Origin of the sequence: Allobosea sp. BE125 (genome assembly GCF_031456075.1) — a bacterium.
Lineage (GTDB): Bacteria > Pseudomonadota > Alphaproteobacteria > Rhizobiales > Beijerinckiaceae > Allobosea.
On record NZ_JAVDTY010000001.1, the window covers coordinates 273,832 to 292,453 of the forward strand.

Consider the following 18,622-nt stretch of genomic DNA (forward strand, 5'->3'; position numbering starts at 1 on the left):
TTGCATACCAAACAGCCTGCTCAAGCAGGCGGCTATCGGGAGAGAAGCATGACGGTCGTTGCATTGTTCGGCGCTGGCGGAAAGATGGGGATGCGGCTTGGGCGCAACCTGGCCGGGTCGCGTTTCCAGACGCGCCATGTCGAGGTCAGCCCGGCCGGCCGCGAGCGCGTGAAGCAGGCCTATGGCGTGGACTGTGTCGACGCGGCCGAGGCTATTATCGGCGCCGATGTCGTGGTGCTGGCGGTGCCCGATACCGCTGTCGGCGCGGTCGCGCATGATCTTGTGCCCACGCTTAGCCCCGGCACGATGGTGGTCATCCTCGATGCCGCCGCCCCGCATGCCGGCCATCTGCCTGAGCGCGCCGACATCACTTATTTCGTCACTCACCCGTGCCATCCGCCGATCTTCAACGACGAGACCGATCCGGCGGCGAAGGCGGATCATTTCGGCGGCATCGCCGCCAAGCAGCATATCGTCAACGCATTGATGCAGGGGCCCGACGCGCATTATGCGCTCGGCGAGGAGGTCGCACGCGCGATCTGGGCGCCGGTGATGCGCTCGCATCGGGTCACGGTCGAGCAGATGGCGATCCTGGAGCCCGGCCTGTCGGAAACCGTCTGCGCCACGCTGCTGGATGCGATGCGCGAGGCGATGGAAGAGGCGATCGCGCGCGGCGTGCCGCGCGAGGCGGCGCGCGACTTCCTGCTCGGCCATATGAACATCCTCGCCGCCGTGACCTTCGAGCAGGTCCAGGGCGTGTTCTCCGACGCCTGCAACAAGGCGATCGTCTTCGGCAAGGACACGATCCTCAAGCCGGACTGGAAGCGGCTCTTCGAGCCGGAGGAGATCGCCGAGAGCGTGCGCCGCATCACCTGAGGGGCTGACCGAAGTGACGAGGCTCAGCTCAATGTCTCGCGCCTAGCCCCCAAGCGCGCGGTCATCCCGGGCGGAGCCCTCGGGTCCGATCTTCGATCGGCCCAAGGATAAACTCCGCGCAGACCCGGGATCCATTCCGGAGCGCTGACCGGGGAGGTTCAGGGATGGATCCCGGATCTCCCGTAGCCTGCCATCGGGCCGGCTGAAAGCCGGACCCGGTGGGTCGCCCGGGATGACGATGTGCTTCCGAGCGGAAACTCTACGCCCTACCGCGCGCGTTTCGCGCCGACCAGCTCGTCCCATTTGCGGAAGGCCACGACCATCTTCTCGGGCTTCAGCGGCAGTTCGATCGGGTTGTTGGCGATGAGGTCGGCATATTCCGGTCGGCCGAATTCGGCGATGACCTTCTGGCTGCTTTCCGGGGCGAGCGAGAGCGGGACGTTCTTCACCGCCGGGCCCGGATAAAGATAGCCCTCGTCATAGGCATAGGCCTGCGCCTTGGGCGTCAGCACATAGGCCATCATGTCGAGCACCACGGCGAGCCGGTCGTTGGGGACGCCCTTGGGCACGCACATGAAGAAGGCGTCCGAGACCCAGTGGAAGCCTTTCAGCGTCTGGATCTTCGCCTCTTTCGGGACGATGCCGAGCGCGCGCGGGTTGATGTCCCAGCCGGTGGTGGAGATGATGATGTCGCGCGAGCCGTCGCCGAACTCCTTCATCGTCGCGCCGGTGCCGGTTGGATAATATTCGACGTATTGGCCGAGTTCCTGGAGATAGGCCCAGGTCTTGTCCCAGCCACCGAGCGGGTCCTGCGGGTCCTTGTCGCCGAGGATATAGGGCAGGCCCATCATGAAGGTGCGGCCCGGTCCCGAATTGGTCGGGCGGGCATACATGAAGCGGCCCGGATTGGCCTTGGCCCAGGCGAGCAGCTCTTCGGCCGTCGTCGGCACAGCTTTCACCCGCTCGGGGGCGTATTCGAGCAGCGGGCCTGACGGGTAGTAATTGACCACGACGCCGAAGCCGTCGCCCTGGACCTTGTGCAGGTTGAGCGCCGCCGGCTCGTAGTTCTCTTCGATCTTTGGGAATTTGTCGGCGAAATCGGGCAGGATCTTCAGCCAGAGCTTCTGGTCGAGCCCGGCGGCGAGGCCGTCGCTGCCGGTGAGGACGAGGTCGAGATCGGCGCGGCCGGCATCCTGCTGCGCCTTGATCTTGCTGGCGAGCTCAGGCGCGGGCGCCTTCACGAAGGCGATGCGCGAGACCAGCTTGGGGTTGGCCGTGCGGTAATCCTCGAAGGCTTTCTGCATCAGGGCGAGCGCGCCGCCGACATCGATGATGCTGATTGTGACCGGCGCGCTCGGCAGCGCTGGCGACGCCGCGAAAGCGCTGGGCGCACCGGCTGCGATTGCGCCCAGACCGCCTAGCACCGTGCGGCGGTTGATGCTCGTAAGATCCTGTTTCATCCGGTCTCTCCCCTGTTGTTGTGACTGGCTAGTTCCAACGCGTTTTCTTCACGCGAACCGGTATCCACTTCGCTCGAAAACGCTCTAATGCACCGTCTCGATCGTGCCGAAACGGCGTTCGATTCTGTCGATGCGCACGCGCCGGACCTTGAGGTCGTCGGACCATTCGACCTCGCTGTCCGCGAGCGCGATACCGTGAGCGGCCAAGGCCGGCGCAAGCACGGCGAGCGGGTGGTGCGAGGCCATCGCGATCGCTTCATCCGGGGTTGCGAGCCCCCAGGCGACGACGTTGCGGATTGCCGCATCGAGGCACAGCGCCGAGCCCGCGAGCAGGGCGGTCCCAGCCTGCCGGACCGAGCCGTCGGCGAGGCGCTCGACGCTCATGCCGGCGAAATCGTAGCGGCCTGGTTTGGCTGCCGCGCCGACCACTGCGTCGGTGACGAGGATCGAGCGTGCCAATCCCTTGGCCCGGATCAGCGATTGCAGGGCCTTGGGATGGATGTGGATGCCGTCGGCGATGAAGCTTGCCCACATCCGGTCCTCGGCGAGCTGGGCGAAGATCGGGTTGGCGAGCTTGTGGGCAGTCTGCGGCATGCCGTTGCCGAGATGGGTCGAGAGCGTCGCGCCGGCTTCGGCTGCAGCCGCGACCTGATCGAAATCGGCGGCGGTGTGGCCGAGCGCGACGATGCGTCCTTGCCGGGCCATGGCCTGGATCAGCGCTGCGGCGCCCGCAACTTCCGGCGCGATCGTCACCATCAGGATCGGCCGCTTGAGCCCCTTCTGCAGGCTTTCGACGAGGGTGGGGTCAGCTGCCGTCATCGCATCGGGCGGGTGGCAGCCGGCATAGCCGGCGGCGGGATTCAGGAAGGGGCCTTCGAGATGGTAGCCAGGGCACATCGCCGGCCCCAGCCGGCTGGCGGCGACCGCGGCATCGAGCGCCTTGAAGCGCGCCTCCAATTCATCAGGATGGGCGGTGATGATCGTCGGCAGGCAAGTGATGACGCCGGTTGCGAGCATCGCTTCCAGCGCCCGGTCCAGTTCGGCGGCGGTGATCGCGCCGGAGTTGAAGTCGACCCCGGCGAAGCCGTTGACCTGGAGATCGACGAGACCGGCCGAGATCCGCATCGCGCCGCCTCAGGCCTTGGCCAGCAGCGACGCCGCCGGCGGGTCGAGGAACAGCACCGTGTTGGGGTGGGTCTGCAGGATCGAGGCCGGGTGCAGCGGGCTCACCGGGCCTTCGACGGCGTCGCGGGTCGCCTTGGCCTTGCGCTCGTCGGGCACGGAGAGGACGATCAGCTTGCTCGTCATGATCTGCCGCACGCTCATCGAGATCGCGCGCTGCGGCACGGCCTCAAAGCTCTCGAACCAGCCCTCGCCGAATTGCTGGCGGCGGCAGGCTTCGTCCAGCGTCACCACGATATAGGGCTCCGTCGTCTCGAAATCAGCCGGCGGGTCGTTGAAGGCGAGGTGGCAATTCTCGCCGATACCGGCGAAGCAGACATCGATGCGCCTGCCGGCGATCAGCGCGTTCAGCTGCTGCGTCTCGGCTTGCGGGTCGCTTTCGCCGTCGACGGGGATGAAGGTGACCGCTCCACCCAGGGGAGCAACGAAACGCTCGCGCAGATAGCGGCGGAAGCTCGCCGGATGGGCCTCGCTCAGGCCGACATATTCGTCGAGATGGAAGGCCGTGACCTTCGACCAGTCGATGCCTTCGGCCGCGACGAGATGCTGCAGCACCTCGAACTGACTCGCGCCGGTGGCGACGATGATCGTCGCCTCGCCATGGCGCGCCAGCGCCTCGCGGATCGCGGCCGCGCCGAGCGCAGCTGCCTGGGCGCCGAGTGTCGCCTTGTCGGGAACGATGCGGATATCGAGCATGGTATTTTTGAACCGTTTACGCTTGTTTTTGTTTGAAAACCTGTCGTTTGAGTTTAGAAAAGTGCGCAATAAAGGCAATCGATATTTTTGAACGATATGGTTCTAAAAGGAGATGCGATGGCGCTTGCGGGCCTCGACGAGAGCGCCTTCTCCACCGCCCATGAGCGTGACCGCGCCCGGGTCTATGGGCTGGTTGCGACGGGGTTGGCTCAGTCGCGCGCCGAGGCCGGGCAGCTTTCGGGTTTGCGCTCCACCACCGTCTCGCGTGTCGTCGCCGATCTGGCGGCGCGCCGCCTCGTCGTCGAAAGCGTTGGGGAAATTGCCGGGCGGGGCCGACCGGCGGGCGTTCTGATCGCAAATGCGCGGCGCATTGGCGGCAGCGTGATCCATGTCGTCAGCCAATCGCTGATGGGGGCGTTGGTCGACCTTAACGGCCAGATAATCGCCGAGCGCACGGTCGCGCTCTCGCCCGAGGCCGACAATGAGGCGATGTCGCGCGCGATGTGCGGCCTGGCGGCCGAGCTGAAGGAGGCGACGCCGCTCGGCATGGCCCATGCCGGTACCGTGGTCTCACTATCTGGCCTGCTCGATCTGCGGGAGAAGCGCTGGCTGATGGCCTCGCGCTGGCCGCGCATGCGCAATCTCGACATCCAGGCGATGCTCGATCCCGTCGCCGGCCCGGTCGAGATCTGCCGCAATCTCGACGCCGAATTGCGCGCTCGCGTCGCGCGCGATCCCGGGCGTTTCTCGGGCGGCACGCTGCTGCTGCATTGGGGCTGGGGCATCGGCCTCGCCCATGCGGTCGATGGCGAGCCCCTGGCGCCGGCCGGCGGCCCGTTCGGGGAGATCGGCCATTGGCGTTTCTCGGCACTCGGCGAGCGGCGCTGCGGCTGTGGCAACACGGCCTGTCTGGAGACCGGCGCGGCGCTGTGGGCGCTGCTGCCGATCCTGCGCGGCCACTGGCCCGAGCTCGACGAGGATGAGGCCGATCTCGGCGAGCGGTTCTCCAGCCGCGACCTGATGAGCGTGCCCGAGATCGACGCCGCCGCGCGCATCCTGGCGCGGGCGCTGGCCAATGCCTGCCGCCTGCTCTTTCCCCAGCGCATCATCGTCAGCGGCCCACTGGTCGCCAATGCGCGGCTCTGGGCGCATTTCGATGCGCTGTTCCGGGTCGAGGGTGCGATGGAGGGGCTCGCTGTGCCGCAATTGACCAGCGTCCGCGCGAGCCAGGATCACGAGATCCAGGGCGCGGCGGCGCCGTTGCTCCGCCGCGCCACCGAGGCGCTCCTGAAGGGGGCTTGATTCAGGACAGCGGCCAGCCCTTGGGCGAGGATACGGCCCGCATCACCCCGCGCAATTCTGCCAGGCCTTTCAGCCTGCCGATGATCGGGTAGCCGGGATGGGTCGGCCTGCCGATGTCGTCGAGCAGTTCATGGCCATGGTCGGGCCGCATCGGGATGCGCCAGTTTTCGTCGCCCGCGAGGCGGCGGCGTTCCTGCTCCTCGAGCAGCACCGAGACCAGCGCGACCATGTCGGTGTCGCCGTCGAGATGGTCGGCTTCCATGAAGGAGCCGTCCGGCTCCTTGGCGACATTGCGCAGATGGGCGAAATGGATTCGATCGGCGAAGCGCTTGGCGATGGCAGGCACGTCGTTATGCGGGCCGGCGCCGAGCGAGCCCGAGCACAGGGTCAACCCGTTGGCGATGCTGTCCACCGCCCCGAGCACGAAGGCGATGTCGTCGCCGCCCGAGACGATGCGCGGCAGGCCCATCAGCGAGCGTGGCGGATCGTCGGGGTGGATGGCGAAGCGCATGCCGAGCTCTTCGGCGGTCGGGATGATCTCGCGCAGGAAGCGCGCCAGGTTCTCGCGCAGGATCGCCGGCGTGATGCCGGCGTAGCGGTCCAGCATGCGCCGGAGGCCGGGGACGTCGTAGCGGTCGAAGGCGCCGGGCAGCCCGGCCATGATCGTCGCCAGCAACTGGGCCTTGGTGCTCTCGGAGGCAGTCTTGGCCCAATGCCGAGCGGCGTCCAGGGTGGCGGGAGCGAATTCGGCTTCCGCGCCCGGCCGCTCCAGCATGTAGCAGTCGAAGGCAGCGAACTCGACGATGCCGAAGCGCAAGGCGCGGCCGCCGCCGGGCAGAGGATGGGCGAGCTCGGTGCGCGTCCAGTCCAGCACCGGCATGAAGTTGTAGCAGATCGTCTTGACGCCGCAGGCGGCGAGATTGCGCATCGAGGCGCGGTAATTGTCGAAGAGCGGGGCGAGGTCGCCCTCGTTCAGCTTGATCCGCTCATGAATCGGCAGGCTCTCGACCACGCTCCAACGCAGGCCGAGCGACGGGTCGGCGGCGATCAGCGCCTTGCGCTCCTCGATCGCGGCAATGCTCCAGACCTCGCCATAGGGGATGTCGTGCAGGGAGGTGACGATCCCGCGCGCGCCCGTCTGCCTGATCTGCGACAGCCCGACCGCGTCCTTCGGGCCGAACCAGCGCCAAGTTTCTTCCATAACGTCTCTCCCTGCGGGCGCTTGCTGCGCTACCAGTCTCTTGCAGTGTCTCGTCTCAGTCCCGTGGCGGGCCGAGCCTGCTCTTGTCGAAGGCGTCGACATGCGCTTGCGCGATCGCCTCGATCGCGTCGAAAACGGTACGCAGATGCGCGCGCATCGCAGCTTCCGCGCCGCTGGCATCGCCGCGGCCGACGCAGGCGGCGATCTCGCGGTGCTCCCTGAGGATCATGTCCGACCAGGACGGCGTCTCCAGCGAGAGGCAGCGCACCCGGTCGAGCTGCGCCTTGACGGCCTCGATCATGCTCCAGACCGAAGGATAGCCGGCAAGGCGCGACAATTCGGCATGGAAGCTCTCATCCAGGCGAAAGAAGCTCTTGCGGTCGCCTGCCGCCATGGCCTGGCCCTGCTGCGCCACGAGAGCATCGAGCCGCGCCTTGCCGGCGGCGTCGATGCGCTCGGCCGCCAGGACGACGGTGCGGCATTCCAGCGTCTCGCGCACGAACTGGCTGTCATGGACGGCGGCGAGGTCGATCGGCGCGACGAAGGTGCCGGCTTGCGGCCGCACGAGGAGGAAGCCCTCATCGACCAATCGCTTGAAGGCTTCTCGCACCGGCGTGCGGCTGACCCCGAACTGCGCCGCCATGCGCGCCTCCGACATCGCCTTGCCCGGCAAGATCGCGGCGTCGAGGATATTGGCCCGAAGCGCACGGTAAATCTGATCGGCGCTTTGTCCCGCCGTGGAGAAGGTCATTGCATTCTCACTCGCTAGTATACTAGCATACCAATGCCGCGATCAGAGCGTCAACCGTCGTCAGGCGGAAGGCGTCACGGACGTTGCAAAGGGGAGACCCGGCGCGATGTCCGAAGGAAACAACACAGCGGTAGACATTGTCGGGGAAGAGGCCATGGCACGGGACAGGACCAGCGCGGACGCATCTCGCTTCGAGTGCGATCTCCCAGCAGCAGCGCTCGCCGCCTCCCCTCTCAGCGCATGATCCTGTCCGTGTTTTCGCCCGGCCCCTTATCCTTGTTCGACGCTTCGCTCCCGCCTGCTCCAGGCGGCCTGCGCCTGCCCTCAATCCTGTGGCTTCCATGACAATACATGCAGCGAATTTCCACGAGCTCAGGCTCGATCGACTCAGTCGCGATTTCGGCACGCACAACGCGCTGAAAGACGTCTCCCTGACGATCAAGAAGGGCGAGTTCATCGCGCTTCTCGGCCCGTCGGGCTGCGGCAAGTCGACGACGCTGAACCTGATCGCCGGTCTCCTGCCCGCGACGGGCGGCGGCATCTGGCTCGACGACAAGCGCATCGACCCGCTGCGGCCCGAAGAGCGCGGCTTTGGCATGGTGTTCCAGAACTATGCTCTGTTTCCGCATATGAATGTCCGCCGCAATATCGGCTTCGGGCTCAAGATGCGCGGCCTGCCCAAGGCCGAGATTGACAAGCGCGTCGACGAGGCCGCCGCGCTGGTGCGCCTGCAGAGCCAGGTCGACAAGCTCCCCGGCCAGCTTTCGGGCGGCCAGCAGCAGCGCGTCGCGATCGCCCGCGCCATCGTGGTCGAGCCGCCGCTGGTGCTGATGGACGAGCCCCTGTCCAATCTCGACGCCAAGCTGCGCCTCGAGATGCGCGCCGAAATCCGCCGCATCCATAACACGCTGGGCGCGACCACGATCTACGTCACGCATGACCAGGAGGAGGCCCTGTCGCTTGCCGACCGCATCGTGGTGATGCGCGACGGCGAGGTCCGCCAGGTCGGGGTGCCGGAGGATCTGTTCTCGCGGCCCGATCATCTCGACGTCGCCGAGTTCATGGGTTTCCGCAACGTCGTGGCCGGCCGCATCACCTCGGTCGATGGCGGCGTGGCGCAAGTCGCGGTCGGCTCTGCCAGCGTGACCGGGCGGGTTCGCGGCGCGGTCGCTGCGGGTGCGGCCTGCCATGTCGCGATCCGGCCGGAAGACCTGAATCCGAGCGCCGAAGGCGGGCTCAAGGCGACGATCATCTCGACTGAGTTCCGCGGCCGCGAATTCGTCGGCTTCGCGCGCATGGAGGACGGCACCGACCTGTCCTTCCTGGCTCACACCAAGCTGGAACCCGGCACGAGCGTCACGCTGGGAGCCGATCCCGACCGCGTGCTCGTCTTCGGCGGGGGGGCGGCATGAGCGCTGTTCCCGACACGATCCCGCTGAAGCAGCGGCTCGCGGCTCGCGGCGTCGACGGCTTGACCCTGCTGGTGCTGCCGGCGGTGCTGTTCCTGCTGGCGCTGTTCGTCTACCCGTTCCTTTACGGGTTGGTGTTGTCCTTCAATCCCAAGAGCGGCGGCGCGCTGGCGAACTACATCAAGTTCTTCTCCGACTCGTTCCTGTACGGCACGATCGCGACGACGCTCTGGCTCGCTCTGCCGGTGACGTTCCTGACCTTGCTTTTTGCGGTTCCGATCGCCTTCCGCGTCAGGCTGCTGCAGCATCAGCGCCTGCTGACGACGCTATTGGTGATCCCGATCACGCTCGGCACCGTGCTGGTCGCGCAGGGGCTGCTGAACTATCTCGGCCCGCAGGGCTGGTTCAACCGCACCCTGCTGACGCTCGGCCTGATCTCGACCCCGATCAAGCTCCTGCACAATTACTGGGGCGTCGTGATCTCGCTGGTGATCACCGGCTTCCCCTTCACCTTCCTGCTGACGCTGTCCTATCTCTCGGGCATCGATCCTGCGCTGGAGCGAGCGGCGGCGACGCTGGGGGCCGGCCCCTGGCAGCGCTTCAAGACCATCATGTTCCCGCTGCTGCTGCCGGGACTGGCGATCACCTTCTGCCTCAGCTTCGTGCAGGCCTTCTCGGTGTTTCCCTCGGCCGTGCTGCTGGGTGCGCCGGCGGGGCCGACGCGGGTGATCTCGATTGCGGCCTATCAGGCCGCCTTCGAGGAGTATGATTATTCGATGGCCTCGGCGGTGGCGATGATCATGGGCGTCGTTCAGCTCGGGATCGTCGTCCTGGTCCTGAGCGCGCGCGGCCTGCTTTATCGCGGCCCGGCCGGCGGCGGGAAGGGCTGACGATCATGGTTGCAGATACCCGCCTCTCGACGAAGCTCTGGGCCGCCGCCAACTGGGCTGTCATCGGCTTCTTCCTGCTCAACCTCTTGGCGATGATCGCCACCGTGGTGACGAGCTCTTTTGCCACGCGCTGGCTAGGCACCTGGTTCCCAGCCGGCTGGACCATACGCTGGTACTCGGCCGCCTGGGCCGAGTTCCAGCTCGACGAGGTGCTGAGCGTCACCTTCCAGATCGTGTTCCTGGTGGTGCTCCTGTCGGGATTGATTGGCGTGCCGGCGGCCTATGCGCTGGCGCGGCGCGAATTCCCGGGCAAGCGGCTCGTCATGCTGCTGTTCCTGCTGCCGCTCCTGGTGCCGCCGATCACCTTCGGCATTCCGCTGGCGACGGTGCTCTACCGGCTCGGCCTCGCCGGGCAGATGTCGGGCGTCGTGCTCGCCAATCTGGTGCCGACAGTGCCCTTCGTCATCCTGGTGATGATCCCCTTCATCGAGCAGATCGACACCAAGATCGAGGCGGCGGCGCGCGTCTTCGGCGCCAACACCTTCAAGCTCTTCGTGCATGTGCTCCTGCCCTTGCTGATGCCGGGCATTCTCGCCTCGCTGCTGCTCGTGCTGGTGCGCACCATCGCGATGTTCGAACTGACCTTCCTCACCGCCGGTCCGACCAGCCAGACCCTGGTCGTGGCGCTCTATTACGCCGTCTTCGCGGCCGGCGTGCGCGCCGTGCAATCGATCGACGCGATGGCGGTGGTCTACATGGTCACGACGCTGATCTGGCTCGTGATCGCGCTGCGCTTCGTCAACCCGACGCAGATCGTCGGGCGGGGAGGGCGGCGCTGACAAGCGACTAGCGCAGCCGGCTCAGGGCCGGCTGCGGAGGGATGAACTCAAGGCCCCGGCGCGCCCTGTCCAAGGGGGGCGGATAGAGGGTCGAACCTTCAGGGAGATAAGCCATGACAGATTCGACATATCCGACACGCAGACGCGTCGTGGCCGGCGCGGCGGGACTTGCCGCGCTCGCAGCGACCGGGGCCCGCGCCCAGGCCGCGCCGGTGGCGCTCAACATCATCGATGTCGCGGGCAATCTGCAATTGACGCAGGCCGCGATCGAGCGCTTTGGCAAAGACAATCCCAAGCTGATCTCGCGATTGAATTTTTCGCGGGCGCCCTCACCGGAACTGCCGGCGAAGCTCAAGGCGCAGCAGGAGGCCAACCGCGTCGATATCGACCTCGTCCTGACCGGACCGGGGGCGATGTCGGACGGCATCCAGCAGGGCCTGTGGGTCGATGTCTGGAAATCTCATGCGGCGAAACTGCCCAAGGCCGAGGAGGTCTATCACGAGCAGGCGCTGATGATGCAGCGCAATTTCGGCCAGAACGAAGGCGTCGCCGTCGTCTATTCGCCGTCGGGCCCGCTCTTCGAATATGCGCCCGAACGCCTCAAGGTCGTGCCCAAGACGGCCGAGGAGTTCCTGGCCTACGTCAAGCAGAACCCGAAGCGCTTCACCTATGCCCGACCGGTCAATTCCGGCCCCGGCTGGACCTGGCTGCAAGGACTGCCCTACATCCTCGGCGATGCCGATCCGTCCGACCCGATGAAGGGCTGGGACAAGAGCTGGGCCTATCTCAAGGAGCTCGGCACCGGCATCGACTATTATCCCGGCGGCACCACGCCGACGATGAAGGAACTCGGCGAGGGCACGCGCGACGTCATCGTCTCGACCTTGGGCTGGGACATCAATCCGCGTGCGCTCGGCATCGTGCCGAAGGAGGCCAAGGTCTTCGTGCTGGCCAACACGCACTGGATTCCCGACACCCAGTTCATGTGCATCCCCAAGGGCGTGCCGGCCGACAAGATCGCCGTGTTGCTGGCGCTGATGTCGCACATGCTGAAGCCCGAGGCGCAGGCCGCGACCTATGACAAGGGCTATTTCTACCCGGGGCCGGCGGTGAAGGGCGTGACGCTCGCCATGGCGCCGCAGGAAAGCCGCGACGTCCTCAATGAATATGGCCGCCCGGAATATGACGATCTCATCGCCAAGCTGCCGACCAGGCCGCCCTTGACGCCGGAGCGTCTCGTCGCCGCCTTCCGGCGCTGGGACCAGGAGATCGGCGTCGGGCACGGAGCACCGAAATAGGATGCGCTTCGCCGCTACAGGGCTGGACCACCGCCATATCTTCCACATGGTGGGCGGACTCATCGAGGCCGGCGCGCAATGCGTCGGCTTCGATCCGCGGACCAGCGACGAGCGCGTGCTTTCAGGCTTCCGCGAGCGCTTTCCCGCTCTCGCGCCGCGCAGCACGGACGAACTGCTCGACGACCCATCGATCGAGCTGATCGTCTGCGCCGGCATTCCCGATGAGCGCGCCGCGCTTGCGATCCGCGCGATGCGGGCGGGCAAGGACGTCATGGTCGACAAGCCCGGCGTCACCACGCTGGCGCAGCTGGCCGAGGTCGAGGCGGTTGTGGCGGAGACCGGCCGCATCCTCTCGGTCTGCTTTTCCGAGCGCTTCATCGTTCCCGCGACCATCATCGCCGGCAAACTGATCGCGGACGGAGCGATCGGGCGCGTCGTGCAGACGATCGGACTTGGCCCGCATCGGCTCAATCGCGCGATCCGGCCCGGCTGGTTCTTCGACAAGGCCAGGTTCGGCGGTATCCTGACCGATATCGCCTCGCATCAGATCGACCAGTTCCTGCACTTCACCGGCTCGCGCGAGGCCGAGATCGTGGCCTCCGCCACCGGCCATTTTGGCGTGAAGGATCTGCCCGACTTCGAGGATTTCGGCGAGATCCTGCTGCGCAGCCCGCAGGCTGGCGGCTATATCCGCGTCGACTGGTTCACCGCCGATGGTTTGCCGACCTGGGGAGACGGACGGCTCACCATCCTGGGGACGGAAGGCACGATCGAGCTGCGCAAATATGTCGACATCGCAGGCCGAGCGGGGACCGACCATGTCTTCCTCGTCGACAAGGCCGGCACGCGCCATATCGATGCCTCGGGTGAACCATTGACCTATTTCCGCAACCTCGTCGCCGATATCGGCGCGCGGACGGAAACGGCCATGGCGCAGGCCCATGTCTTCACGGTCTGCCGGCTGGCGCTGGAGGCGCAGGCCAGGGCTGTTGGGTTGCAGGGGAAAACGCCAAGGAGTCTGGTCGCGTGACAGGCAAGGTCGGCATCGCCATCATCGGGCTTGGGCCGGCTTCGCTGCCGCATTCCAAGAGCCTGCTCGATCTCGCGGATCGCAGCCAGGTGCGCTGGGCGGTCAGCCGCTCGCAGGCGCGCGCGGACGCCTTTGCCGGGCAGTTTCCCTTCCCGGTGACGACCGATTTCGACGCCGTGCTGGCGGATCCCGCCGTCGATGCGGCGATCGTCCTGACGCCGCCGAGCAGCCATCTCGATGCCTCGGTGCGCTGTCTCGAAGCTGGCAAGCATGTCCTGGTCGAGAAGCCGCTGGAACTGACGAGCGCGCGCGGCGCCCGCCTCGTCGAGGCCGCGCGAAAGGCCGGCAAGGTCTTTGGCGTCGTGCTGCAGCATCGCCTCAGACCGGCGAGCCTTCGCCTCAAGGCGGCCCTGGACGACGGTGAGCTCGGCAGCGTCGAGGCCGCCTTCCTGCGGGTGCCGTGGTGGCGGCCGCAATCCTATTATGACGAGCCGGGGCGCGGCACGCTGGCGCGCGATGGCGGCGGCGTGTTGCTGACGCAGGCGATCCATTCGCTCGACCTGTTCCGTTCGCTGGTCGGTGTCTCCAAGGTTGTGGCAGCGCAGGCCCGCATCACGGCGTTGCACCGCATGGAGACGGAGGACTACGTCTCGGCCCTGCTCGAAACCGGCAGCGGTGCGCCCGCGACATTGGTCGCGACCACGGCCGCCTATCCCGGCCATCCCGAGCGCATCGAGATCATCGGCAGCAAGGGCTTTGCCGCGTTGGTCGGCGGCCGGCTGGAATTGTCATTCCTCGACGGCCGCTCCGAGATCGTCGAGGCGGAGGGCTCGACCGGCAGTGGCGCCAACATCATGGATTTCCCGCATGACGCCCATCGCGCCGTGATCGCCGATTTCCTGGATGCGATCAGGCAGGGCCGCGATCCGGTCGTGACCGGCGAGGAGGCGCTGACCTCCCAGCGGCTCGTCGATAATATCCTCGCGACAGCAGGCTGGAAGATTGGCGAGGGAGCGACCTCATGAGGCCGCATCCGCGCCGCTCACATGTTCTGCGGCAGGCGAGTCTCTGGCCGCAGCCGCACGATCTCAGCGCAGGCGAGCAGCAGGTGGTAGAGCACGCGCACCGGGACCGCCTCAACGATGGCGTGCTCGGCGCTGTCGATCTGGTTGATCCAAAGTCCGGTCTTACGATCGACGAAGCGCTCGAACATCAGGCGCAGATGGCCGTCGAGCCGGCTGGCGGCAACCTCGTCGCCCTCGAACTCGATCCGCGCGACGAGCGCCTTGAGATATTCGGTCTGGGGCCAGAGCAGCGCCGCGCCGTTCAGAACCGCTCCGTTGGGATCGATCTCGTTGATGACGGGATGCGTCGTGCCTTGATCGCGGTGCCGCTCGGCGAAGCCATAGAGCCGGCGCGCGTCGATGCGGGCGCTGGCGGAATGCGTCAGCCGCTCATGGTGATAGAGCAGCCAGGTCCACTCGTAATGGTGGCCGGGCTCGCGGACGAGGCCACGCGGCTCCGGCCAGGCGCTCCAATCCTCGCCGAAGAACTCGCCAAGCGAATCCGTCGCCTGATCGAGCATGCGTGTGCGCATCAGCGCGACGATGGCGTCTGCGCGGGCGAGCCAGCGCCTGTCGCCGCTCGCTTCAGCCAGAGCGTGGCAGGCTTCGAGCAGGTGCATATGCGGGTTCTGCCGGCGTGGCAGGGTGCCCAGCGTGTCCTCGGCGAAGCCGCCTGCGGGATGAGCGAGCTGCGTCTCGATGAAGCCCATCACCTCGTCGGCCCGCGCCAAGGCCTGGCCATCACCGCTCGCCCTGGCGAACCAGCCGAGGCAGAACAGCACGAAGGCGAGGTCGTAGAAATCGGACCTGGTATCGACGACCTCTCCGCTCGTCCTGCAGCGATGACAGAAGCGGCCATCGGGGCGCCGGCAGGTCTCCCAGAGGAAGGTCATGCCGTGGCGTGCGGCGTCCAGCGCTCCGGGCACGCCGAGCAGATGGGCGTGGCTGAAGACGTAGGTCAGGCGCGCCGTCACCAGCGTGCTGCGGATGTCGCTGCCGGAGGCCGCGCCGCCGGGCTCGAGCATCTCGACGAAGCCGGGCCGCGTGGGGTCGTAGACGCGCGCGAGCCAGCCGGGCAGCAGCGTTTCCCTCAGCCAGCCGGAAAGCGTCTCGGCGGTGTCGGCAGGCATGGCGTCGTCCTTTGCAGGTCCCGGCGTCGGGACAGCTCGACGGCGATGTATCGGGACGCCGCGACTTTCGACAAGTGCGCGGTGCGGGCGCGCGCCATCTCATTCCCGCATCCGCCTCGGCGCTGCGGCCAACGACGTCAGGCCTGACTCGACGGAGTTCCGGCCTGATGAAGCAACCAAGCAAGGGAGACAAACGATGACAGATGATCAGAGGACAAGAAAGCCGGGTGCCTCGCGCCGGCAATTCGTCGAAGGTGGCGCAGCCATGCTGGCGACCCTGCCGGCTCTGGGCGCGACAGGGGCTCTTGCTCAGACGCTAGCGCTGCCGAAATCGCCGGTCGCGATCAGCGTGATCGACGTCGGCGGCGCGCTCGCTTTGCTGCAGAAGCCGCTGGAGAATTATCGCGACGCCAAGAAGAACCTGGTCTCGCGCATGACTTTCACCAAGGCGCCGGCGCCGGAGCTGCCGGGCAAGATCAAGGCGATGCAGGAGGCCGGCCGGGTCGATATCGACCTCATCATCGGCGGCCTCGATGCGCTCTCTGCCGGTATCGAGCAGAATCTCTGGGAGCCGCTCCTGCCGGCTCACGCCGCCTCGCTGCCCGACCCGACCAAGATCCTGCTCAAGGCCGCGCTCGACATGCATAATCTCGGCGGTGGCCAGGGCATGTGCGTGGTTTACTACCCCTCCGGACCGCTGCTCGAATACATGCCGGCCAAGGTCAAGACGCCGCCGACCACGGCCGAGGAGCTGCTGACCTGGACCAAGCAGAACCCCAACCGCTTCCTGTATGCCCGCCCGGCCAATTCCGGCCCGGGCCGCACCTTCATCATGGGGCTGCCCTATCTGCTCGGTGACAAGGATCCCAAGGACCCGGTCAATGGCTGGGACAAGACCTGGGCCTATCTCAAGGAGCTCGGACAGAACGTCGAATACTATCCGACGGGAACCGGCGCGACGATGAAGGAGCTCGGCGACGGCTCGCGCGACATGATCGTCTCGACCACCGGCTGGGACATCAATCCGCGTGCGCTCGGCATCGTGCCGAAGGAAGCCAAGATCCAGACGCTGAAGGGTTTCCACTGGGTCTCCGACGCCCAGTACATGTTCGTGCCCAAGGGCGTCTCAAGCGAGAAGCTCGCCGTCATCCTCGACCTGATCAGCCACACGATGACGCCGGCGCAGCAGGCCTTCACCTATGACGAGGGCTATTTCTATCCGGGTCCGGCCGTGAAGGACGTGCCGCTTTCTATGGCGCCCGAAAGCAGCCAGAAGGCGATCGCCGAATATGGCCGGCCCGAATATGCCGATCTGATCGCCAATAATCCGATCGAGACGCCGCTGACGCCCGACAAGATGGTCGTGGCCTTCCGCCGCTGGGACGAGGAAGTCGGCACCAAGCGGAAATAGCTCTTCCGCGGGCTGAAACGAGAAGGCGGCGCGGTTCATCCGCGCCGCCTTTTTCATATAGGCTCGGTCTCTCGGTTCAGGCGGCTTGTGCGAGGAAGCGCTCGGCGTAGTGGCAGGCGACCAGGCGTTGGTCGAGCTCCCGGGCTGGCGGGCGCTCGCTGCGGCAGAGATCGGTGACATGCGGGCAGCGGGTCGAGAAGACGCAGCCCTTGGGCGGGTTCAGCGGCGAGGGCAATTCGCCCTTCAGCACGATGCGCTCGCGCTTTTCCGTGGTGACGCGCGGCGTCGAGGCGAGCAGCGCCTGGGTGTAAGGGTGTAGCGGGCGAGCGAAGATCGCCTGCTTGGGGCCGTGCTCGATGGCATGGCCAAGATACATCACCATCACGTCATGGGCGATGTGCCGGACGACGCCGAGATCATGCGAGATGAAGAGATAGGCCAGCCCGAACTCATCCTGGATATCGGCGAGCAGGTTCAGCACCTGGGCCTGGATCGAGACGTCGAGCGCCGAGACCGGCTCGTCGGCGACCAGCAGCTTCGGCGAGAGGATCAGCGAGCGGGCGATCGCGATGCGCTGGCGCTGGCCGCCCGAAAACATATGCGGGTAGCGGCTGTAATGCTCGGGGCGCAAGCCGACCTTGGCCATGATGGCGCGCGCTTTCTCGGTGCGCTCGGCCTTGCTCAGCTTGGTGTTGATCAGCAGAGGCTCCTCGAGGATCGCGCCGACGCGCTTGCGCGGATTGAGCGAGCCATAGGGGTTCTGGAAGACCATCTGCACCGTACGGCGCAGCCTGGTCTTTTCGGAAGAAGGCGGGTGGATCGCATCGAGGCCGTCGAGCGTCAGCGTGCCCGATGTCGGGGTCTCGATCAGCGTGGCCATCCGGGCGAGCGTCGATTTTCCGCAGCCGGATTCGCCGACGACGGCAAGCGTCTTGCCGGGTTCGACCGTGAAGGAGACGCGGCTGACGGCCTGCAGGCTCGCCGGCGCGCGGAACAGGCCGCGCTTGACCGGATAGGTTTGCGTCAGTTCGCGCGCATCGATGACCGGGTTTGTCACGGCGTCGTCTCCGGAGCGGCGAACTGATTGCCGCCGGCCGCGCGCAGGGCGTCGCGCTGCGGATCACCGAGCGGGTAATGGCAACGGATCTGCCCGTCCTGCCAGGGCCGCAGCTCCGGCTGGACCAGGCGGGAATGGTCGGTGGCATAGGCACAGCGCGGGCTGAACAGGCAGCCCTTGGGCCGGTCATGCAGGCCCGGCACCATGCCGGGGATGGTCGCGAGCCGATGCTCGCCCTCGCTGCGCTCGGGCAGGGCGGCCAGCAGCGCGGCGGAATAGGGGTGCTGCGGGGCCGCGAAGAGCGAGGCGACGTTGCGCTCCTCCATGATCTGGCCGGCATACATCACCATGATGCGCTGCGCCGTCTCGGCGACCACGCCCATATTATGGGTGATCAGGACCAGCGCCATGTCGCGCTCGCGCTGCAGCGAGATCAGGAGATCGAGGATCTGCGCCTGGATGGTGACGTCGAGCGCGGTGGTCGGCTCGTCGGCGATCAGCAGGCGTGGATTGCAGGCGATCGCCATGGCGATCATCACGCGCTGGTTCATGCCACCCGACAACTGGTGCGGATAGGCCTTCATCCGGCTCTCGGGAGCGGGAATGCCGACCTGCTCGAGCAGTTCGATCGCGCGCCGGCGCGCTGCCTTGCCGTCCATGCCCTCATGCTTCCTGAGCGTCTCGGCGATCTGGAAGCCGATGGTGAAGCAGGGATTGAGGCTCGTGCTCGGCTCCTGGAAGATCATCGCGACATCCTTGCCGGTGAGCTTGCGGCGCTCCCGGTCGGACATTGCGAGCAGGTCGCGTCCGCCGAACATCAGGCGGTCGGCGGTGATCTTGCCGGGATAGGCGACGAGGCCCATCAGCGCGAGCATGGTGACGCTCTTGCCGGAGCCGGACTCGCCGACGACGCCGAGGATCTCACCCTCGTCGAGGGTCAGGCTGATGCGGTCGACGGCCTTCAGCGTGCCGGCGGAGGTCGGGAATTCGACGCACAGATTCTCGATTTCGAGCAGCGGCATGGTT

Annotated in this window: 17 protein-coding genes; 9 read left to right on the forward strand and 8 right to left on the reverse strand. The window is 66.6% G+C overall.

Translation table 11 applies throughout. The annotated features are described in order from the left end of the window. Positions 1 to 48: 48 nt before the first annotated feature. A complete protein-coding gene (locus J2Y55_RS01310) occupies positions 49 to 876 on the forward strand; it encodes a phosphogluconate dehydrogenase C-terminal domain-containing protein (protein WP_310146845.1) in 828 nt (275 codons plus the stop codon). A gap of 266 nt (positions 877 to 1,142) precedes the next feature. Here the strand turns inward: J2Y55_RS01310 and J2Y55_RS01315 are convergent, their stop codons facing one another. The 3 genes from J2Y55_RS01315 to J2Y55_RS01325 form a co-directional block, all read right to left on the reverse strand. Next, on the reverse strand, positions 1,143 to 2,336 hold the full coding sequence (locus J2Y55_RS01315; protein WP_310146847.1) for an ABC transporter substrate-binding protein: 1,194 nt from the start codon (positions 2,334 to 2,336) through the stop codon (positions 1,143 to 1,145). An 84-nt stretch (positions 2,337 to 2,420) separates the two neighbouring features. Next, positions 2,421 to 3,461, reverse strand: a complete 1,041-nt coding sequence (locus tag J2Y55_RS01320; protein WP_310146849.1) for an N-acetylglucosamine-6-phosphate deacetylase — start codon at positions 3,459 to 3,461, stop codon at positions 2,421 to 2,423. A gap of 9 nt (positions 3,462 to 3,470) precedes the next feature. Then, positions 3,471 to 4,214, reverse strand: a complete 744-nt coding sequence (locus J2Y55_RS01325) for a glucosamine-6-phosphate deaminase (RefSeq protein WP_310146851.1) — start codon at positions 4,212 to 4,214, stop codon at positions 3,471 to 3,473. A gap of 117 nt (positions 4,215 to 4,331) precedes the next feature. Here J2Y55_RS01325 and J2Y55_RS01330 point away from each other — a divergent pair, with 117 nt between their 5' ends. Further along, the gene (locus J2Y55_RS01330; protein WP_310146853.1) at positions 4,332 to 5,516 is read left to right on the forward strand and encodes an ROK family protein; all 1,185 of its coding nucleotides are present in this window, start codon (positions 4,332 to 4,334) and stop codon (positions 5,514 to 5,516) included. 1 nt (position 5,517) lies between these two features. Here the strand turns inward: J2Y55_RS01330 and uxuA are convergent, their stop codons facing one another. Further along, complete coding sequence (gene uxuA, locus J2Y55_RS01335; protein WP_310146855.1) at positions 5,518 to 6,717, reverse strand: mannonate dehydratase; 1,200 nt, start codon at positions 6,715 to 6,717, stop codon at positions 5,518 to 5,520. Positions 6,718 to 6,772: 55 nt separating this feature from the next. Beyond that, positions 6,773 to 7,468: a GntR family transcriptional regulator gene (locus J2Y55_RS01340; RefSeq protein WP_310146857.1), complete on the reverse strand. Its 696-nt coding sequence runs from the start codon at positions 7,466 to 7,468 to the stop codon at positions 6,773 to 6,775. A gap of 341 nt (positions 7,469 to 7,809) precedes the next feature. On the opposite strand from J2Y55_RS01340, the gene J2Y55_RS01345 reads away from it, so the two are divergent. From J2Y55_RS01345 to J2Y55_RS01370, 6 genes are all read left to right on the forward strand, one after another. Next, positions 7,810 to 8,880: an ABC transporter ATP-binding protein gene (locus J2Y55_RS01345; RefSeq protein ID WP_310146859.1), complete on the forward strand. Its 1,071-nt coding sequence runs from the start codon at positions 7,810 to 7,812 to the stop codon at positions 8,878 to 8,880. Continuing rightward, positions 8,877 to 9,767, forward strand: a complete 891-nt coding sequence (locus tag J2Y55_RS01350; protein ID WP_310146861.1) for an ABC transporter permease — start codon at positions 8,877 to 8,879, stop codon at positions 9,765 to 9,767. Before J2Y55_RS01345 ends, J2Y55_RS01350 begins: the two co-directional genes overlap by 4 nt. 5 nt (positions 9,768 to 9,772) lie before the next feature. Beyond that, on the forward strand, positions 9,773 to 10,606 hold the full coding sequence (locus J2Y55_RS01355) for an ABC transporter permease (RefSeq protein WP_310146863.1): 834 nt from the start codon (positions 9,773 to 9,775) through the stop codon (positions 10,604 to 10,606). A gap of 113 nt (positions 10,607 to 10,719) precedes the next feature. Next, the gene (locus J2Y55_RS01360) at positions 10,720 to 11,904 is read left to right on the forward strand and encodes an extracellular solute-binding protein (RefSeq protein ID WP_310146866.1); all 1,185 of its coding nucleotides are present in this window, start codon (positions 10,720 to 10,722) and stop codon (positions 11,902 to 11,904) included. A 1-nt stretch (position 11,905) separates the two neighbouring features. After that, positions 11,906 to 12,934 carry a Gfo/Idh/MocA family protein gene (locus J2Y55_RS01365; RefSeq protein ID WP_310146868.1) on the forward strand — a complete coding sequence of 343 codons (1,029 nt, stop codon included), beginning with the start codon at positions 11,906 to 11,908 and terminating at the stop codon, positions 12,932 to 12,934. Next, the gene (locus J2Y55_RS01370; protein ID WP_310146870.1) at positions 12,931 to 13,959 is read left to right on the forward strand and encodes a Gfo/Idh/MocA family protein; all 1,029 of its coding nucleotides are present in this window, start codon (positions 12,931 to 12,933) and stop codon (positions 13,957 to 13,959) included. Before J2Y55_RS01365 ends, J2Y55_RS01370 begins: the two co-directional genes overlap by 4 nt. Before the next feature lie 17 nt (positions 13,960 to 13,976). Here J2Y55_RS01370 and J2Y55_RS01375 read toward each other — a convergent pair whose 3' ends face one another. Beyond that, entirely contained in the window at positions 13,977 to 15,128 is a 1,152-nt protein-coding gene (locus J2Y55_RS01375; protein ID WP_310146872.1) for an AGE family epimerase/isomerase, read from the reverse strand. 196 nt (positions 15,129 to 15,324) lie between these two features. Between J2Y55_RS01375 and J2Y55_RS01380 the strand changes: the two genes are divergently transcribed. Beyond that, positions 15,325 to 16,539: an extracellular solute-binding protein gene (locus J2Y55_RS01380; RefSeq protein ID WP_310146875.1), complete on the forward strand. Its 1,215-nt coding sequence runs from the start codon at positions 15,325 to 15,327 to the stop codon at positions 16,537 to 16,539. Between the two features lie 76 nt (positions 16,540 to 16,615). Here the strand turns inward: J2Y55_RS01380 and J2Y55_RS01385 are convergent, their stop codons facing one another. Next, on the reverse strand, positions 16,616 to 17,596 hold the full coding sequence (locus J2Y55_RS01385) for a peptide ABC transporter ATP-binding protein (RefSeq protein ID WP_310146877.1): 981 nt from the start codon (positions 17,594 to 17,596) through the stop codon (positions 16,616 to 16,618). After that, the gene (locus J2Y55_RS01390; protein ID WP_310146879.1) at positions 17,593 to 18,618 is read right to left on the reverse strand and encodes an ABC transporter ATP-binding protein; all 1,026 of its coding nucleotides are present in this window, start codon (positions 18,616 to 18,618) and stop codon (positions 17,593 to 17,595) included. Before J2Y55_RS01390 ends, J2Y55_RS01385 begins: the two co-directional genes overlap by 4 nt. Between the last annotated feature and the right edge of the window lie 4 nt (positions 18,619 to 18,622).

Excerpts from the sequence above, each read along its gene's own strand:
- J2Y55_RS01310 (WP_310146845.1), top strand. The coding sequence starts at position 49 with ATGACGGTCGTTGCATTGTTCGGCGCTGGCGGAAAGATGGGGATGCGG.
- J2Y55_RS01315 (WP_310146847.1), bottom strand. The coding sequence starts at position 2,336 with ATGAAACAGGATCTTACGAGCATCAACCGCCGCACGGTGCTAGGCGGT.
- J2Y55_RS01320 (WP_310146849.1), bottom strand. The coding sequence starts at position 3,461 with ATGCGGATCTCGGCCGGTCTCGTCGATCTCCAGGTCAACGGCTTCGCC.
- J2Y55_RS01325 (WP_310146851.1), bottom strand. The coding sequence starts at position 4,214 with ATGCTCGATATCCGCATCGTTCCCGACAAGGCGACACTCGGCGCCCAG.
- J2Y55_RS01330 (WP_310146853.1), top strand. The coding sequence starts at position 4,332 with ATGGCGCTTGCGGGCCTCGACGAGAGCGCCTTCTCCACCGCCCATGAG.
- uxuA (WP_310146855.1), bottom strand. The coding sequence starts at position 6,717 with ATGGAAGAAACTTGGCGCTGGTTCGGCCCGAAGGACGCGGTCGGGCTG.
- J2Y55_RS01340 (WP_310146857.1), bottom strand. The coding sequence starts at position 7,468 with ATGACCTTCTCCACGGCGGGACAAAGCGCCGATCAGATTTACCGTGCG.
- J2Y55_RS01345 (WP_310146859.1), top strand. The coding sequence starts at position 7,810 with ATGACAATACATGCAGCGAATTTCCACGAGCTCAGGCTCGATCGACTC.
- J2Y55_RS01350 (WP_310146861.1), top strand. The coding sequence starts at position 8,877 with ATGAGCGCTGTTCCCGACACGATCCCGCTGAAGCAGCGGCTCGCGGCT.
- J2Y55_RS01355 (WP_310146863.1), top strand. The coding sequence starts at position 9,773 with ATGGTTGCAGATACCCGCCTCTCGACGAAGCTCTGGGCCGCCGCCAAC.
- J2Y55_RS01360 (WP_310146866.1), top strand. The coding sequence starts at position 10,720 with ATGACAGATTCGACATATCCGACACGCAGACGCGTCGTGGCCGGCGCG.
- J2Y55_RS01365 (WP_310146868.1), top strand. The coding sequence starts at position 11,906 with ATGCGCTTCGCCGCTACAGGGCTGGACCACCGCCATATCTTCCACATG.
- J2Y55_RS01375 (WP_310146872.1), bottom strand. The coding sequence starts at position 15,128 with ATGCCTGCCGACACCGCCGAGACGCTTTCCGGCTGGCTGAGGGAAACG.
- J2Y55_RS01380 (WP_310146875.1), top strand. The coding sequence starts at position 15,325 with ATGACAGATGATCAGAGGACAAGAAAGCCGGGTGCCTCGCGCCGGCAA.
- J2Y55_RS01390 (WP_310146879.1), bottom strand. The coding sequence starts at position 18,618 with ATGCCGCTGCTCGAAATCGAGAATCTGTGCGTCGAATTCCCGACCTCC.